The sequence below is a fragment of the Sphingobium sp. FG58 genome (assembly GCF_057809055.1).
The window spans coordinates 15,901-30,797 of sequence record NZ_JBMDJF010000011.1; the positions used below are offsets into that span (position 1 = coordinate 15,901).

Below are 14,897 nucleotides of genomic sequence, written 5' to 3' on the forward strand. Positions count from 1 at the left end.
GCGCTCAACCTGCCGCGTTGGCTGCGGTCCAGCTGACGCCATAGCGTGCGAACAGCGCCTTCATCTCGCCGCTTGCCGCCATGGCGGTGACGATCTGCTCCACCGCATCGCCCAGCGTGCGGCTATTTTCCCTGACCGCCATGCCGATATCCCAGCCGGGCGAGGTGAAGGCAGGCAGCGGTCCCCGGCGCAGGGTAACCCGGCCAGCGCCCGCACGGTGCAGCCCATGTTCGATCTGCGCCCGGCTCGCCAGGACAGCGTCCGCCTGCCCGGCCGTCACCGCCGCCACCGCCGCCGATCCGGTCGGATAATGGACGACATCCTTCGCCAATATCCCGCCGAACGATCCGATCAGATAGAAGTCGGGAATGGAGTCCAGTTCGGCCGCCAGCTTGGCGCCGCGCCACTGCGTCGGCATCCCTTCCAGCGCGACCGCGCCACCGACACCGGCCAGCGCGAAGCTCTCGCGATAATAAGGCGCGACGATCGCGACCTGATCGTTGCGCGCGGCGAAACTGCGGTCGAAGGGGACATGCAGCATCAGGTCGCCAGGCATGAAGCCCAGCAGCCCGCCCTTCCACACGCCATTGCGCAGGTCATCATCGACGCTTTCGTCCGCGACCAGTTGCGCGACATCGGCGCGCACGCCAAGCTTGGCCGCAATCGCCTGCGCCAGATCGGCGTCGAGGCCGACGATCTGGCCGCCCTCCTCCCACGACCAGGGGCGATTGTCCTGATAGACCACCACCCGCAATGTGCCGAGCGCCTTGACCTTCGCCAGCGGGGCTGCGCCGCCGCGGCCCGCCGCGAGTGCAAGCGCCGCGCCTGCCCCGCCGATCAGAGCGCGGCGGCTGAGCGTCGCCCTATCCCTCATGCTTGGTTTCAAGCCAGGCGCGGATCGCCCAGCCCGCCTTCTGACCCAGCACGTCGCCAAAGGGCGGCATATAGACTTTGCCGTCGTGGCTGGACCCATGGCGGAAGCGTTCGGCGAACCATTGGTCGCCGGTTTCGCCTGCCTCCAGATAGCGCAGGTCCGGCGCGATCCCGCCGGATTCGGCGTCCAGCCCATGGCAGCGCGCGCAATTCTGGCCATAGGCCGACTGGCCGACCTGAATCGCGTTGGTATTGCCACTATAGGGGTTTTTTTCCAACCAGCTGTCGCCAATCTCCGGCAGCGCCGTCGTATCCACTGCCTGCGGCGTCACGTCACCATGCGCCCGCAGCGCGCTCGCCCCAGTCATGCCAAACGTGACAATGGCACCCAGCAGCGTGATCCGTCCCAGTTTCATATGCCTCATCCTCACAGCCAAATTCTCGTTGACCTGAATATCGGCCAAGGCGATCGCGCAGCCCATTGACCATTGGTACAATCCTGCTCGTGCCTGACAGCCGATAGGATGGCGGGCAAAGAGGCGAGAGGATCAGGGTTTATGAAGCGCATCGGCATGGCCATCTGGGCCGTCTGGCTGGCGCTGCCCGCCGCGGCGCAGGGCGAAACCCTCTATGTTTCCAACGAGCGAGGCGACAGCGTGTCGGTGGTCGATACGCGGTCGGGTCAGGTGACCGCGACATGGGCGGTGGGTGGCCGCCCGCGCGGCATCACCCTGTCGAAGGATGGCCGCTACCTCTATATCTGCGCCAGCGCCGACCATGCGGTGCAGGTGATCGACCGCGCCACAGGCAGGCTGGTCGCCGAATTGCCGTCGGGCCAGGACCCGGAGCAATTTTTCCTCTCCCGCGACGGCGCGACCCTGTTCGTCGCCAATGAGGATGATGCCGCACTGACCGCCATTGATCTGGCCAGCCGCACCGTCGCCTTTCAGGTCGATGTCGGCGGCGAGCCGGAGGGGGTGGCGCAAAGCCCGGACGGGCAATGGGTAGCGGTGACATCCGAGGAGGATGGAGTCGTCAACTGGATCGACGTGGCCAAGCGCCAGATGGTGGCCGAAACGCAGACCGACCAGCGCCCGCGCCATGTCGAATTTACCGCCGACGGTGCGCAACTATGGGTCGCGGCGGAAATTGGTGGCACGGTCCAGATCATCGACACGAAAAGCCATGCAGTGCGCGAGACGATCCGTTTTGCGATTCCGGGCGTTGCGGCGCACCGCATCCTGCCCTGCGGCATCCGCTTCACCCCTGATGGGCGGACCGCGATCGTCGCGCTGGGCCGGGCCGATCATGTCGCGCTGGTCGATGTCGCGACCCGCACCGTTCGCGCCTATGTGCCGGTGGGCAAGCGGGTGTGGCATGTCGCGGTCAGCGCGGATGGCACCAAAGTCTATACCGCCAACGGACTGTCCGATTCGGTATCGGTGATCGACCTGGCCAGGGCGCAGGTGGTTGCGACCATCGCGGTCGGGGCCGCACCCTGGGGCATCGTGGCGGCACCCTGACCGCTCGGCCACGATTGCGGCGCGGTGCGCCAGATGGCATGGCGGGATGATGACACGCATCGGCCTGCTCGGCGGCTCCTTCAACCCGGCCCATGGCGGGCATCGCGCGATTTCGCTGTTCGCAGCCAAGGCGCTGGGGCTGGACGAGGTGTGGTGGCTGGTGTCGCCCGGCAATCCGTTGAAGCCCCGCGCCGGCATGGCCCCCCTGCCCGCCCGGCTGGCCCACGTGCGCAAGGTCGCGCGCCGCGCGCCGATTCGCGCGACCGCGATCGAGGCGCAGCTGGGCACCCGCTATACCGCCGATACGCTGCGCACGCTGACCCGTCGCTACCCGCGCAATCGCTTCATCTGGTTGATGGGGGCCGATAATCTGGCGCAATTTGCCCAATGGAAGGACTGGCGCGGCATTGCCCGGCAAATGCCCATTGCCGTGATCGCCCGTCCGGGCTATGATGATCAGGCCCGTGGCTCTGTGGCCATGAGCTGGCTGCGGCGCTTCGTCCTGCCCGCTTGCCAGAAAGCAGGCTGGACGAATTGGAGACCGCCGGCGCTCGTGCTATTGCGCTTTCGCCCTGATCCAAGATCGGCGACCCTGTTTCGGCAGGCGAACCCCCTCTGGCATCGCGAATATGAACAAGCACGTGTGCGGGACCCGCTCACGCGTCGGCTGATCGTCTAGAATGGAGCTTTTTTGACCAGACCCCTTATTGCCAACGATACGGCCGCAGCGGCCGATAGCGTGGCTGCCCTGCACGCCCTCGTCATGCAGTCGCTCGACGACGACCAGGCCCAGGAAACCATTTCCATCCCCCTCGAAGGCAAGAGCAGCATCGCCGATTATATGGTGATTGCGAGCGGTCGTTCGTCGCGTCAGGTCGCGGCGATCGCCCAGCATCTGGCCGAGCGGGTCAAGAAAGGCACCGGTCGTTCGTGCCGCATCGAAGGGCTGCCGGTCGCCGACTGGGTGCTGATCGACGCAGGCGACGTGATCGTCCATCTGTTCCGGCCCGAAGTGCGCAGCTTCTACAATCTGGAACGGATGTGGGGCTTTGTCGACGCACCGGTCGCGGGGACGGCGTAAAACGCGCTTCCACTGGCGCGCGGTGACGGGGTAGGAGGGGCCATGCTCCTCCACATCATCGCGCGCGGGAAGATCGGGCGGTCGCCCGAAGCCGATCTGGTCGACCGCTATGTCAAGCGGCTGACCATGCCGCACAAGATCACCGAAATGCCCGATAGGGGCGGCAAGCTGCCCCCGCAAGCGCCCGGCACCGTCACGGTGATGCTGGACGAAAAGGGCAAGCAGCTTTCGTCCATGGACTTTGCCCGGCGGATCGAGGGGTGGCGCGACGCGGGGACGCGCGAATGCCGTTTCCTGATCGGCGCGGCGGACGGGTTCGATGACGCGGACCGGGCGAATGCGGACCTGCTGATCGCCTTTGGCGCCATGACCTGGCCGCACATGATGGCGCGCGCGATGCTGGCCGAACAATTGTGGCGGGCCTGCTCCATCCTTGCCAACCACCCCTATCATCGCGAAGGATAGCCCGGTGAAGCGGGGCAGGATCATGATCGCGATGCTGGCGGGCCTTGGAGCCTTGGCCGCATCGCGCCTGCCCGCCGCCGATGACGGGGCGATCATCCTGCCGGGTACGGCCGGGACCACATTGCAGCAGGAACAGGCCGCGCTGAAGGCCGCACGTCGCCAGTCGGACGAGGCGCGCGATCGGTCCGCCCGGCTCGACCAGCAGGCCGGCGCGGCGCGCGACGAGGCCGAACAGGCACGTCGCCGCGCCGCCGCCATGGCCGCGCGCATCCAGCAGGCCGAAGCCGACATAGCGGGCGCGCAGGCGCGCATTGCCATCGTCGCGCGGATGCAGCGAGCGCAGGCGGCGCGGCTGGCGGCCAAGCAGGAACCGGTGGTGCGGCTGACCGCCGCGCTCCAGATGATGGCGCGCCGCCCGCTGGCACTGGCGCTGGTCCAGCCCGGATCGGTGACCGATGCCGTGCATATGCGCGCGGTGCTGGGGCAGGTGCTACCGGTGATCCGCCAGCGCACCGCGGGGCTGCGCGCGGAACTGGAGCGCAGCCGGGCGCTGCGGGCGACGGCGCAACGGGCTGCGGACGCGCTGGCGGTTAGCCAGCAGCAGCGCAAGGATCGGCAGGCGCAGCTCGCCGCACTGGAGACGCAGAAGCGGGTCGCCGCGCGCGACTATCGTACCAATGCGGGGTTGGAGAGCGAACGCGCGCTGGCGCTGGGCGAGAGGGCGCGGGACATTGTCGACCTGATGGATCGGCTGGAGGAAGCGGGCGACCTGCGCGAACAGCTGGCCGCGCTGCCCGGCCCGCTGCTGCGCCCCGCCCGTCCCGATCAGACCGGAGCCCCTGCCCCGGAACGCACGGTCGCGCTGAGCGGCCCGCCACCCTATCGCCTGCCGGTCGTCGGCCAGCTTGTCACGGGCATGGGCGAGGTCAATGACGGCGGCGTCCGGTCGCGCGGGCTGACGCTGGTGACGCAGGCTGGCGCGCAGGCCGTCGCGCCGACCGCCGGGCGCATCGCCTTTGCCGGGCCGTATCGCGGCTATGGCCAGATATTGATCATCGACCATGGTCAGGGCTGGACGACACTGATCACCGGCCTGCATCGCGTGACCGCGCAAGTGGGCGACAGCGTGCGGCAGGGCGACCCCGTCGCGATCACCGGCCCCGGTCGGCCCACCATCACGATAGAATTGCGCCGCAACGGGCGGCCGGTGGATATCGTGCCGCTAGTGGGACTGGGATGAAGATCACGCCTCCATTAACCCGACGCTCATCGATCCTGCGCAACACTCGTCGAAGCGCGCTTTTGCGTCGGGACGCGAATCGGCTTATGATGGGTCGCAGATGCCGGAATCAAGGATGCCCATGAAATCTCCCTTCCTCCAGGGCGCGCTTGCGCTTGGGGCGCTTGCGCTCATTCCCGCCACCACTGCGGCGCTCGCCGATGGGGAGGCGTCGAGCTACAAGGCGCTCGATGAATTCATGGACGTGTTCCAGAAGGTCCGCAGCGACTATGTCGAGAAAGTCGACGATGAAAAGCTGATCAAGGGCGCGATCGACGGGATGCTGGCCAGCCTCGATCCGCACAGTAGCTTCCTCGACGCGCGGGATTTCCAGAATCTGCGCACCCAGACCGAAGGCAGCTATGGCGGCCTGGGCCTGTCGGTCACGCAGGAGGATGGCGCGGTCAAGGTGATTGCACCGACGCAGGATACCCCCGCTTGGCGCGCGGGGATCAAGGCGGGCGACTATATCACCCATATTGACGGTCAGCTCATCTATGGCGGCACGCTGGACGAGGCGGTCGACAAGATGCGCGGTGCGCCTGGCACTTCGCTCAAGCTGACGATCGTGCGGTCGGGCCGCGACAAGCCGATCGACCTGACCCTGACGCGCGAGATTATTCAGCTCAAGCCCGTGAAGTGGGAAGTGAAGAACGGCATCGGCGTCATCAACATCGTCAGCTTCTCGGCCAATACCGGGGCCGATGTGCGGCAGGCGATCCGCAGCATCGACAAGTCGCTGGGCCACAAGCCGACCGGCTATGTGCTGGACCTGCGGTCCAACCCCGGCGGCCTGCTGGATGAAGCCGTGTCGGTCAGCGACGCCTTCCTGGAGCGCGGCGAGATCGTGTCGCAGCGCGGCCGGGCCAAGGGCGATGTCGAACGCTATTATGCCAAGCCGGGTGACGACGCCAAGGGTCTGCCGGTGATCGTGCTGGTGGACGCGGGATCAGCGTCGGCGTCGGAAATCGTCGCGGGTGCGTTGCAGGACCAGCATCGCGCGCTGGTGATGGGCGAACGCAGCTTCGGCAAGGGCAGCGTGCAGACGATGTTGCCGCTGTCGAACACTACCGCGCTCAAGCTGACGACCGCGCGTTACTATACGCCGTCGGGCCGCAGCGTGCAGGAAGGGGGCATCCAGCCCGACATCCGCGTGCCGCAACTGTCCGACCCGGATTATAAGAACCGTCCCAAATATCGCGAAAGCGACCTGCGCCGCCATTTGATCAACGAGATCAAGACCGACGACAAGTCGCTGGAGGAAGATGCCAAGGACGATCCGCGCTTCGCCATGTCGGCCGAGGAGCTGAAGAAGAAGGGCGTGGAGGATTTCCAGCTCGACTATGCGCTCAAGACGATTTCGCGCCTGGCCAGCACGCCCGGCGCAACCATCGCGCAGGCGGCGGCAAGGAAGCCGGGGGCGAAGTAGGGGGTTCCCTATCATTCCCGTTCGCCCTGAGCGAAGTCGAAGGGCGTGGCTGAGCGAAGCCGAAGCCACTTCGCTCCGCTCAGTGGTGAGCTTCGACTTCGCTCAGCCCGAACGGATGGTGTGGGAATCCCGCAAGTTCAGCATGACGAAAGGTGCCGGGGGGTTTAAGCGAGGGTGATGAGTAAACTTCCCCTCGCTCGCGCGCTGGCGCTGTTGATTCCCGTGGCGCTGCTGGGTGGTGCCTATGTGTCGCAATATGTGGGCGGGCTGCATCCGTGCGAAATGTGCTGGTGGCAGCGTTACCCGCATATGGTGGCGATCGGGTTGGCGCTGCTGGCCTTTGCGGCGAAGGGCAACCGCCGCACCAGCGCGATGTTCACGACGCTGGCGGCCATCGCCATCGCGGTGAGCGGCGGCATCGGCCTGTTCCATGCCGGGGTCGAATATGGCTGGTGGGAAGGGCTGACCGCCTGCTCCACATCGCCGGCCGGGGGCAGCGCAGCCGACATATTGAACCAGATCATGGCGACGCCGATCACCCGCTGCGACGTTGCGCCGTGGAGCCTGCTGGGCATTTCGCTGGCGGGTTATAACGGCCTCTTGTCGGTGGGTGGTGCGCTCGCCATCTTGATGCTGCTGGCACGCAAAGGACGCAACGCATGAGCGAGAAGCAGGATTTTCCCCGCCCCGGTCGCCGCAGCAAGCCTACGAATCGCGCCTCCATGCTGCGGGTCGATCAGGCCGGCGAATTTGGTGCGACCCGCATCTATGCCGGGCAGCTCGCCGTCATGGGCGATCGGCATCCCGACGCACGCGTGATTGCCGGCATGGCTGCGCAGGAGGAACGCCACCGCCAGACGTTCGACGCGATGATGGCGCGACGCGGTGTGCGCCCGACCGCGCTGGCGCCGATCTGGAATGTTGCGGGCTTTGCACTGGGTGCCGTGACGGCGGCGATCGGTCCCAAGGCTGCCATGGCCTGCACTGCCGCGATCGAAACCGAGATCGACCGCCATTATGGCGAACAATTAGTGCAATTGGGCAGCGACGACCCGGAACTCTCCACCGCCATTGCGGATTTTCAGGCAGAGGAAGTCGAGCATCGCGATGCCGCGCTGGCGCATGGTGCGCAGCAGGCCCCTGCCTACCTCCTCTTGTCGGGCGCCATCCGTTTGGGATGCCGGGCCGCCATCGCGCTGTCGAAGCGCATCTGAAAAGGACCGACGGATGACCAAGACCCCGATGATCGCCGCGCTGTTGCTGATGGGCGCGGCCATGCCCGCACTGGCGCAGCCGTCGAGCGCGCCTACCGCTGCCGCCGCGCCGACGACCGAGAAGGTCAACCTGGTCATCGTCTATGGCGATGACGCCTGCCCGCAAAGCCAGGGCGACGATATCGTCGTGTGCGCGCGCAAGGGCGAGGCGGAACGCTATCGCATCCCCGAACCGCTGCGCGGCGACCCCAATGAACCGAGCAAGCAGGCATGGGGCGAGCGGGTTCGGTCGATGGAATATGTCGGCCGGTCCGGCACCGAAAGCTGTTCGCCGGTCGGCGGCGGCGGCGCGACCGGCTGCTTCGCGCAGCTGGCGCGGCTGGCCAAGGCGGAGCGGCAGGCGCTCGACAATGCAAGCTGGAAGGATCTGGTCGAGGCCGAGCGGGGCAAGCGCCTGTCCACGATCGACGCCGACAGCGACGCGATCGAAGCGCGGGTCGTGGCGGAGGAAAAAGCCAAGGCTGCGGCGGCCCCGGCTTCGCAACCCTGACGGGTCCGGGCGCCGGGCGGCGTCTGGATGAGGACTCCCCGCCTTTGGGCAAGGCGGGACATGACAGGGGCGAATGAAGGATTTTCCGGTGATGCGTCTGTCGATTTCCATGGCCCTGATCGCGGCGACGCTGGTGCCGGTTATGCCCGCGCTGGCGCAGCCCGAACCGCCGCCTGAGCGCATCTTCAACCTGATCGTCTATGGCGATGATCCCTGCCCCAAGGGCAAGGATGAGAGCGAGATTGTGGTGTGCGCGCGCAAGCCGGAATCCGAGCGCTATCGCATTCCCAAGAAGTTGCGCGAGAAGCCAGCCGTGGCGGGTGGTCCCGGCTGGGGCAGTCAGGTGGCGACGATGGAACAGGTCCAGCGCCAGACATTGCCCGGCAGCTGTTCGGCGATCGGCAGCAACGGCTTTACCGGCTGCACCGCCCAGATGCTGCAACAATGGTTCGCCGAGCGGCGGATGCAGGAATCGAAGGGCGAACCCTGAGCCTTTATCGGCCCATGCCGGGCTGATAGCGCCGCTTGGCTGCGTTGACCTTGTCGATCAGGCTGGTCAGGGATTCAGGCTCGGGCATCGCACGGCCGGGCTGCGACAGGTTGCTCATCCGCTGGCTGAGTGTGCAAAATATGTGGTCGATGCGATCCATCAGTCTGTCCCCGGACAAGTGATGGCCCGCTATCGCGGTCATGTGGTTAACAAGCGGTAATCGACGGCGCCCCTTTGCGCTCAACCGAATCAGGCGTCCGCCCAGTGGCAGGCGGCCAGTCCCTGCGCATAGGTCGGGTAGCGTGGCGACCAGCCCAGCAGCCGTTTGGCGCGACCATTGGCGACGCGGCGGTTTTCCGCATAAAAGGCCAGCGCCATGGGGGACAGGGCGGCCTGTTCCAGTGTGAGCAGCGGCGGAGGGGGCAGGCCCAGCATGTCGCAGGCCGCCTCTATCACCCGGTTTTGTGCGCAGGGCAGGTCATCGGCCAGATTATAGATGCCCGGTGGCCCGTTGAACGAGGCGATGATCCCGGCGATGATGTCGTCGACATGGACCCGGCTGAAAATCTGGTCTGGCAGGTCGATGCGATGCGCCTTCCCCCCCCGCACCCGGTCCAGCGCGGACCGGCCCGGACCATAGATGCCGGGCAGGCGGAAGCGGCGGACATCGCTGCGCAGTGCGCCCCAGGCCAGGTCGGCATCGGCGCGGGCGGTGCGGCGACCGGTGCCGACCGGGCTGCCCTCATCCACCCATGCCCCGCGTGCGTCACCATAGACGCCGGTGGAGGAGAGATAGCCGATCCATGGCGCCGGTGCGGTGGCTATGGCGGTGCCATAGCGGGCCAGCACCGGATCGGCGTCGCCTTCGGGCGGGACGGAGGAGAGGATATGAGTGGCGCTGGCGATGGCGTCGCGGACGCCGGGTTCATCATCGAAGGCCAGCGTGTCCGCGTCGGCGTGGCGGCGGGTGGCGGTTATGTGCCAGCCATCGGCCCGCAGTCGGTCGGCCAGACGCGACGCGGTATAGCCAAGGCCAAAGATCAACAGATGAGGCACACATACCTCCGTTCGTTTCGAGCCCTTCGACTGCCTGCCAAGGCAGTCGCTCAGAACAGGCCAAGGTCGAGAAATGTCGCGCGCAGGTTTCTCGACTTCGCTCGAAACGAGCGGAGATAGAGATTAGACCGTGAAGCTCTCGCCGCAGCCGCAGGCGCCCTTGGCATTGGGGTTGGCGAAGGTGAAGCCTGCGGTGAAATCATCCTCCACCCAGTCCATCGTCGATCCGACCAGATACAGCACCGACGCGCCGTCAATGTAAAAAGCGCCGCCGGGCGTGGCGATCTTCTCGTCGAATTTCGCTTCCTCGCTGACATAATCGACCGAATAGGCCAGGCCCGAACAACCGCGCTTGGGCGTCGACAGCTTGACGCCGATCGTCCCCTGCGGCGCTTTGGCCATCAGGTCGGCGATGCGCTGCTCCGCGCTCGGCGTCAGGATGACGGCGGCGGGGCGAGTGCGGGTCTTGGTCTCGGTCGTCATCAGAGCATCCCCAGTTCCAGCTTCGCCTCGTCGCTCATCTTGGCCGGGTCCCATGGCGGGTCCCAGACCAGATTGACCTGCGCGTCGCCGACGCCCGGCACCGCGCCAACGCGCAGTTCGACTTCGCCGGGCATGGATTCGGCAACCGGGCAATGCGGCGTGGTCAGCGTCATGGTGACGACGACATGATTGTCGGGCGATACATCGACGCCGTAGATCAGCCCCAGATCATAGATGTTGACCGGGATTTCGGGATCGAAAATATCCTTGAGCGCGTCGATCACGCCGTCATAGACATTGCCGCCCGGTTCGCCCGCGGGTGTTTCCACAGGCTTGGCGGCGAGGAAGCCGTCGAGATAGTCGCGCTGACGCGGTGCCTCTTCCACGCGCGCCTTGGGCGGGGCGTCCACACCCTCAACCTCTTCCACCATGATCTTGTTCGCCTCGGTCATCCGAAGATCTTCCTTACCCGTTCCAAACCCCGGACCAGAGCGTCCACGTCGCCCTGATCGCTATAGATGCCAAAGCTGGCCCGTGCGGTCGCTTCCACGCCCAGATGGCGCATCAGCGGCTGGGCGCAATGATGCCCGGCGCGGATCGCGACGCCCGCTTCGTCCAATATGGTGCCGACATCGTGCGGATGCACCCCCTCGACCTCGAAAGACAGGATGCCCGCGCTGTCGTCCGGCCCGAACAGGCGGACGCTGTTGAGATTTTCCAGCGCAGCGCGCGCCTTTGCCACCAGCGCACATTCATGCGCGTGGATCGCGTCCAGGCCGATCGCCTGCACATAATCGATCGCAGCGGAAAGCCCGATCACCCCGCTGATGTGCGGCGTTCCAGCCTCGAACCGGGTTGGTGCCGGGGCGTAGGTGGTTTTTTCGAACGTCACCTTGTCGATCATCGACCCGCCGCCCTGATAGGGGGGCATGGCGTCGAGCAGTTCGCCCCGCGCCCACAGCACGCCGATGCCGGTCGGGCCATAGAGTTTATGCGCGGAAAAGACGTAGAAATCGCAATCGAGCGCCTGCACATCGATGGCAAGACGTGGCACCGCCTGGCAGCCGTCGATCAATATCCGCGCGCCGACCATATGGGCGATGTCGGCGGCGCGGCGGCAATCCAGCACGCTGCCCAGCACGTTGGACACATGGGCGAGCGCGACCATGCGATGACGCGGCGTGATCATCGCGCGCATCGCGTCGAGATCGATCCGGCCATCGGCGGTCAGGGGAATGACGTCGATATGGGCGCCGACTTTTTCCGCCACCATCTGCCACGGCACGATATTGCTGTGATGTTCAAGGGTGGAGAGAAGGATGCGGTCGCCCGCCTTCAGCTGCTCGCCCGCCCAGCATTGGGCGACCAGATTGATCCCCTCGGTCGCGCCACGGACATAGACGATCTCGCTGTCCGACTTGGCCCCGATGAAGTCGGCGACCTTACGCCGGGCCGACTCATAGGCGAGCGTCATATTGGCCGATCGCGCATAGACGCCGCGATGGACGGTCGCATAGTCCGGGCCATAGGCGCGGGCGATGGCGTCGATCACCGCTTGCGGCTTTTGCGCGGTCGCGGCGCTGTCAAGATAATGCCAGTCGAGGACGCCGGGGAAATCGGCCCGCAGGGAGAGGCGTTCGGGGGCGATGACGGTCACAGGATTTTACCTTCCTCGTCATGCCGGACGTGATCCGGCATCCAGAGTCTCCCGCACCACGCGTGCCGCCCTGGATCCCGGATCAAGTCCGGGATGACGGAATGGGATGGAACAGCGTTCATACCAGCGCCTCCAGCTTGGCGATGGCGGCGGCTTCCAGAGTCTCGCGCACGGCTTCGTCCGCCACGCTGTCGAACACGCCGGCCACGAAGGAGCGCAGCAGCAGCGTCTTGGCGGTTGTCGGGTCCATGCCGCGCGAGGCCATGTAGAAGAGCGCGGCCTTGTCCAGTTCACCCACGGTTGCGCCATGGGCGCATTTCACGTCGTCAGCGTAGATTTCCAGCTCCGGCTTAGCGTTTGCCGTGGCGGTGCGGTCCAGCAGCATGGCTTTGACCGACTGGAAGGCGTCGGTGCGCTGCGCGTCGCGGGCGACCGCGATCTTACCCAGATAGCTGCCGGTCGCGCGCTGCGACAGGATGGAGCGGATCGTCTGGCCGCTGGTCGCGTCGGGCTGCGCATGGGTGACGCTGGTGACGATTTCCAACGTCTGGTCACCGCTGCCCAGAATTGCGCCGCCCAGTTCGAAATGGCTGCCCTTGCCGAGCGTCACATCGATCGTCACCCGGCCCAGTCTGCCGCCAATATTGAGGACATGAAAATCGCAGCGCGCGCCATCGCCCACGGTCACGACATAATCATGCACCGCCGTGGCGCCATCAGCGGCGTCCTGCAACAGATGACGGTGCGCGCTGTCACCCGCCGCCACGTCGATGCGGGTCGGTGCGGGGGTTGGCCAGATGGTGGCAACGGCATCGAGATCGCTGTAGCGCCATTCTTCCATTGCGCGGGTCGGGAGGGCTGCGGTCGCCATCATAATATACCGTCATCCCGGACCTGATCCGGGATCCAGAGTGCGGGGCGCAGTGCCTGGGGCACTGGATCCCGGATCAAGTCCGGGGTGACGAGGGTGCTGAGGATCATGCGGCGACCACCTCGGCATAGCCTTCGCGTTCCAGCTCCAGCGCCAGTTCGGGGCCGCCTGATTTCACGATCCGTCCGCCAGCCAGCACATGCACAAAGTCCGGCTTCACATAATCGAGCAGCCGCTGATAATGGGTGATCAGCAGCACGGCCTTGTCAGGCTTGCGCATGATCGCGTTGATGCCAGCGCCGACGATTTTCAGCGCGTCGATGTCGAGGCCGGAGTCGGTTTCGTCGAGGATCGCGAGCTTGGGATCAAGGATGCCCATCTGCACCATTTCTGCGCGCTTCTTTTCGCCGCCCGAAAAGCCGACATTCACCGGACGCTTGAGCATATCCATGTCGAGGCCGAGCAAAGCCGCCTTTTCCTTGGCGAGGCGGATGAATTCGCCGCCATTGAGTTCCTTTTCGCCGCGCGCGCGCTTTTGGCTGTTGAGGCTTTCGCGCAGGAATTGAAGGTTGGACACGCCGGGGATTTCGACCGGATATTGGAAGCCCAGGAACAGGCCGGCGGCGGCGCGTTCATGCGGGTCCAGATCGAACAGGTCGGCATCGTCGAACGTCGCCGTGCCGCCGGTCACTTCATAGCCCGGCCGCCCGCCCAGCGTATAGGCCAGCGTCGATTTGCCCGCGCCGTTCGGCCCCATGATCGCGTGAATTTCCCCCGCGTTGATGGTGAGCGACAGGCCTTTCAGGATCGCCTTGCCGTCAATTTCGTTGGTCAGATTATCGATATCAAGCATGGTTCAGTCTCTGTCTGTCGTCAGCGTGTAACGCTTTTGGATGCGGTCTACGAGGGTGCCGTCCTGCAATGGGATGGCAGTTTTCACCGCATGATCGGCAAAGCCCTGCTTTGTGTAGAAACGCAGCCCACCTGCATTGTCGGCGCGGATGGTGGCATTAATGGCAACAAGACCAAGGTCGCGTGCCCGCGCCCGCGTCGCCGCGAACAAGGCCGTACCGACACCGCGCTGCGTGCCGTCGATCCGCGCAAAAGTCGCGATGTCGCCGATATTGGCAGGCAGGTCCGGGGACCGGCCGAGTGTCTGGAACCCTTCGAGCCGACCGGTCGTCCCATCCACCGCGACCAAGCAACAATGCACGTCGGGGCCAGTCAGATAGGCCTGATCCAGTGTTTCTGCCGTGAAGGGTGTCTCCAGCGCCGTCGTACCCCCGGCTGCAATCACCGCGTTCAGCAATGTAGCAAGCGAAGGCGCATCGGCGGACATGACGGCGCGCACCGTCAGCGCCGCACTGGCGTCGGCCAGGATGGCGCCGTGCGGCGACATCAGTTTCCGCCCTCATGCGCACGCTGGAGCGTGCGGGCGGTCCAGAAGGCCATGTCGCGCACATCGCCGGGAGCCGGGAACAGCGTGTCGATATGGCGCTTGATCGGCATATAGGGCCACCAGTCGGCGTCCTTTTCCGGCGGGCCTTTTTCAAGCAGCGCGACGACGAATTCGCTGACCGGACCCATGCGGGCGAGGTTGGGGGCTTTTGCCTTGTGGAACGCCTTGTCCTTGCGCAGCTTCTCCGTCATCGCGGCGTCGGATTTTTGCAGGGCTTCGCGGCTGGTCGCCTCGAATGCGTCGAGATCGCCGAAATCGGCGCGGGCGCGCGGTTCCAGCTCACCCTCTTCCAGCTCATAATCCTCGGTCAGGATACGGATCGCGGCGGTCCATGACTGGCCATTGCCGACATCCTCCGCGAAATCCGCGAGGGCATCCTGAATATCGTCTTCGTCGCTCAAGTTTCAGTCCTCTTGGCTCTTGTTCGTCATTTCGTCACCCCGGACTTGATCCGGGGTCCCGCTGCC

At 65.7% G+C, this 14,897-nt stretch carries 21 protein-coding genes; 10 read left to right on the top strand and 11 right to left on the bottom strand.

The window, feature by feature from the left end; translation table 11 throughout:
* Window positions 1-4: 4 nt before the first annotated feature.
* Both ACODR8_RS13830 and pedF read right to left on the bottom strand, forming a co-directional pair.
* Window positions 5-874 (bottom strand): substrate-binding periplasmic protein, encoded by an 870-nt coding sequence (locus tag ACODR8_RS13830; protein WP_489007783.1) that lies wholly within the window; start codon window positions 872-874, stop codon window positions 5-7.
* The gene (gene pedF, locus ACODR8_RS13835; protein ID WP_489007784.1) at window positions 864-1,289 is read right to left on the bottom strand and encodes a cytochrome c-550 PedF; all 426 of its coding nucleotides are present in this window, start codon (window positions 1,287-1,289) and stop codon (window positions 864-866) included. The genes ACODR8_RS13830 and pedF overlap by 11 nt, the downstream gene beginning before the upstream one ends.
* 141 nt (window positions 1,290-1,430) lie before the next feature.
* Here pedF and ACODR8_RS13840 point away from each other — a divergent pair, with 141 nt between their 5' ends.
* The 10 genes from ACODR8_RS13840 (at window position 1,431) to ACODR8_RS13885 (ending at window position 8,904) form a co-directional block, all read left to right on the top strand.
* Window positions 1,431-2,396, top strand: coding sequence for a PQQ-dependent catabolism-associated beta-propeller protein (locus ACODR8_RS13840; protein WP_489007785.1), 966 nt, complete (start codon window positions 1,431-1,433; stop codon window positions 2,394-2,396).
* Window positions 2,397-2,409: 13 nt separating this feature from the next.
* On the top strand, window positions 2,410-3,075 hold the full coding sequence (locus ACODR8_RS13845; RefSeq protein ID WP_489007846.1) for a nicotinate-nucleotide adenylyltransferase: 666 nt from the start codon (window positions 2,410-2,412) through the stop codon (window positions 3,073-3,075).
* A gap of 12 nt (window positions 3,076-3,087) precedes the next feature.
* Window positions 3,088-3,477, top strand: a complete 390-nt coding sequence (rsfS, locus tag ACODR8_RS13850; RefSeq protein ID WP_006962280.1) for a ribosome silencing factor — start codon at window positions 3,088-3,090, stop codon at window positions 3,475-3,477.
* 42 nt (window positions 3,478-3,519) lie between these two features.
* The gene (locus ACODR8_RS13855; RefSeq protein WP_119743570.1) at window positions 3,520-3,942 is read left to right on the top strand and encodes a 23S rRNA (pseudouridine(1915)-N(3))-methyltransferase RlmH; all 423 of its coding nucleotides are present in this window, start codon (window positions 3,520-3,522) and stop codon (window positions 3,940-3,942) included.
* Window positions 3,943-3,964: 22 nt separating this feature from the next.
* Window positions 3,965-5,182, top strand: coding sequence for a murein hydrolase activator EnvC family protein (locus ACODR8_RS13860; RefSeq protein ID WP_489007847.1), 1,218 nt, complete (start codon window positions 3,965-3,967; stop codon window positions 5,180-5,182).
* A 121-nt stretch (window positions 5,183-5,303) separates the two neighbouring features.
* Complete coding sequence (locus ACODR8_RS13865; protein WP_489007848.1) at window positions 5,304-6,650, top strand: S41 family peptidase; 1,347 nt, start codon at window positions 5,304-5,306, stop codon at window positions 6,648-6,650.
* A gap of 177 nt (window positions 6,651-6,827) precedes the next feature.
* Window positions 6,828-7,313, top strand: coding sequence for a disulfide bond formation protein B (locus tag ACODR8_RS13870; RefSeq protein WP_489007786.1), 486 nt, complete (start codon window positions 6,828-6,830; stop codon window positions 7,311-7,313).
* A complete protein-coding gene (locus tag ACODR8_RS13875; RefSeq protein WP_489007787.1) occupies window positions 7,310-7,864 on the top strand; it encodes a demethoxyubiquinone hydroxylase family protein in 555 nt (184 codons plus the stop codon). The genes ACODR8_RS13870 and ACODR8_RS13875 overlap by 4 nt, the downstream gene beginning before the upstream one ends.
* 13 nt (window positions 7,865-7,877) lie before the next feature.
* Window positions 7,878-8,414: a hypothetical protein gene (locus ACODR8_RS13880; RefSeq protein WP_489007788.1), complete on the top strand. Its 537-nt coding sequence runs from the start codon at window positions 7,878-7,880 to the stop codon at window positions 8,412-8,414.
* Between the two features lie 73 nt (window positions 8,415-8,487).
* Entirely contained in the window at window positions 8,488-8,904 is a 417-nt protein-coding gene (locus ACODR8_RS13885; RefSeq protein ID WP_489007789.1) for a hypothetical protein, read from the top strand.
* A 4-nt stretch (window positions 8,905-8,908) separates the two neighbouring features.
* On the opposite strand, the gene ACODR8_RS13890 is transcribed toward ACODR8_RS13885, so the two are convergent.
* The 9 genes from ACODR8_RS13890 to ACODR8_RS13930 all read right to left on the bottom strand — a co-directional run bounded on the left by ACODR8_RS13890 (window position 8,909) and on the right by ACODR8_RS13930 (window position 14,831).
* Window positions 8,909-9,064, bottom strand: coding sequence for a hypothetical protein (locus ACODR8_RS13890; protein WP_489007790.1), 156 nt, complete (start codon window positions 9,062-9,064; stop codon window positions 8,909-8,911).
* Between the two features lie 89 nt (window positions 9,065-9,153).
* Window positions 9,154-9,960 (bottom strand): Rossmann-fold NAD(P)-binding domain-containing protein, encoded by an 807-nt coding sequence (locus ACODR8_RS13895; RefSeq protein WP_489007791.1) that lies wholly within the window; start codon window positions 9,958-9,960, stop codon window positions 9,154-9,156.
* Window positions 9,961-10,083: 123 nt separating this feature from the next.
* A complete protein-coding gene (locus ACODR8_RS13900; RefSeq protein ID WP_119743562.1) occupies window positions 10,084-10,443 on the bottom strand; it encodes a HesB/IscA family protein in 360 nt (119 codons plus the stop codon).
* Window positions 10,443-10,895 carry an SUF system Fe-S cluster assembly protein gene (locus ACODR8_RS13905; protein WP_489007792.1) on the bottom strand — a complete coding sequence of 151 codons (453 nt, stop codon included), beginning with the start codon at window positions 10,893-10,895 and terminating at the stop codon, window positions 10,443-10,445. Before ACODR8_RS13905 ends, ACODR8_RS13900 begins: the two co-directional genes overlap by 1 nt.
* A complete protein-coding gene (locus tag ACODR8_RS13910) occupies window positions 10,892-12,100 on the bottom strand; it encodes a cysteine desulfurase (protein ID WP_489007793.1) in 1,209 nt (402 codons plus the stop codon). The genes ACODR8_RS13905 and ACODR8_RS13910 overlap by 4 nt, the downstream gene beginning before the upstream one ends.
* 118 nt (window positions 12,101-12,218) lie before the next feature.
* Complete coding sequence (locus tag ACODR8_RS13915) at window positions 12,219-12,971, bottom strand: SufD family Fe-S cluster assembly protein (protein WP_489007849.1); 753 nt, start codon at window positions 12,969-12,971, stop codon at window positions 12,219-12,221.
* A 106-nt stretch (window positions 12,972-13,077) separates the two neighbouring features.
* On the bottom strand, window positions 13,078-13,824 hold the full coding sequence (sufC, locus tag ACODR8_RS13920; protein WP_489007794.1) for a Fe-S cluster assembly ATPase SufC: 747 nt from the start codon (window positions 13,822-13,824) through the stop codon (window positions 13,078-13,080).
* Window positions 13,825-13,827: 3 nt separating this feature from the next.
* Window positions 13,828-14,370, bottom strand: coding sequence for a GNAT family N-acetyltransferase (locus ACODR8_RS13925; protein WP_489007795.1), 543 nt, complete (start codon window positions 14,368-14,370; stop codon window positions 13,828-13,830).
* Window positions 14,370-14,831: a hypothetical protein gene (locus ACODR8_RS13930; RefSeq protein ID WP_489007796.1), complete on the bottom strand. Its 462-nt coding sequence runs from the start codon at window positions 14,829-14,831 to the stop codon at window positions 14,370-14,372. Before ACODR8_RS13930 ends, ACODR8_RS13925 begins: the two co-directional genes overlap by 1 nt.
* Window positions 14,832-14,897 lie beyond the last annotated feature (66 nt).

Excerpts from the sequence above, each read along its gene's own strand:
- ACODR8_RS13860 (WP_489007847.1), top strand. The coding sequence starts at position 3,965 with ATGATCGCGATGCTGGCGGGCCTTGGAGCCTTGGCCGCATCGCGCCTG.
- ACODR8_RS13855 (WP_119743570.1), top strand. The coding sequence starts at position 3,520 with ATGCTCCTCCACATCATCGCGCGCGGGAAGATCGGGCGGTCGCCCGAA.
- ACODR8_RS13865 (WP_489007848.1), top strand. The coding sequence starts at position 5,304 with ATGAAATCTCCCTTCCTCCAGGGCGCGCTTGCGCTTGGGGCGCTTGCG.
- ACODR8_RS13885 (WP_489007789.1), top strand. The coding sequence starts at position 8,488 with ATGAAGGATTTTCCGGTGATGCGTCTGTCGATTTCCATGGCCCTGATC.
- ACODR8_RS13890 (WP_489007790.1), bottom strand. The coding sequence starts at position 9,064 with ATGGATCGCATCGACCACATATTTTGCACACTCAGCCAGCGGATGAGC.
- ACODR8_RS13830 (WP_489007783.1), bottom strand. The coding sequence starts at position 874 with ATGAGGGATAGGGCGACGCTCAGCCGCCGCGCTCTGATCGGCGGGGCA.
- sufC (WP_489007794.1), bottom strand. The coding sequence starts at position 13,824 with ATGCTTGATATCGATAATCTGACCAACGAAATTGACGGCAAGGCGATC.
- ACODR8_RS13880 (WP_489007788.1), top strand. The coding sequence starts at position 7,878 with ATGACCAAGACCCCGATGATCGCCGCGCTGTTGCTGATGGGCGCGGCC.
- ACODR8_RS13925 (WP_489007795.1), bottom strand. The coding sequence starts at position 14,370 with ATGTCGCCGCACGGCGCCATCCTGGCCGACGCCAGTGCGGCGCTGACG.
- ACODR8_RS13875 (WP_489007787.1), top strand. The coding sequence starts at position 7,310 with ATGAGCGAGAAGCAGGATTTTCCCCGCCCCGGTCGCCGCAGCAAGCCT.
- ACODR8_RS13915 (WP_489007849.1), bottom strand. The coding sequence starts at position 12,971 with ATGGCGACCGCAGCCCTCCCGACCCGCGCAATGGAAGAATGGCGCTAC.
- ACODR8_RS13870 (WP_489007786.1), top strand. The coding sequence starts at position 6,828 with ATGAGTAAACTTCCCCTCGCTCGCGCGCTGGCGCTGTTGATTCCCGTG.
- ACODR8_RS13900 (WP_119743562.1), bottom strand. The coding sequence starts at position 10,443 with ATGACGACCGAGACCAAGACCCGCACTCGCCCCGCCGCCGTCATCCTG.
- pedF (WP_489007784.1), bottom strand. The coding sequence starts at position 1,289 with ATGAAACTGGGACGGATCACGCTGCTGGGTGCCATTGTCACGTTTGGC.
- ACODR8_RS13905 (WP_489007792.1), bottom strand. The coding sequence starts at position 10,895 with ATGACCGAGGCGAACAAGATCATGGTGGAAGAGGTTGAGGGTGTGGAC.
- ACODR8_RS13840 (WP_489007785.1), top strand. The coding sequence starts at position 1,431 with ATGAAGCGCATCGGCATGGCCATCTGGGCCGTCTGGCTGGCGCTGCCC.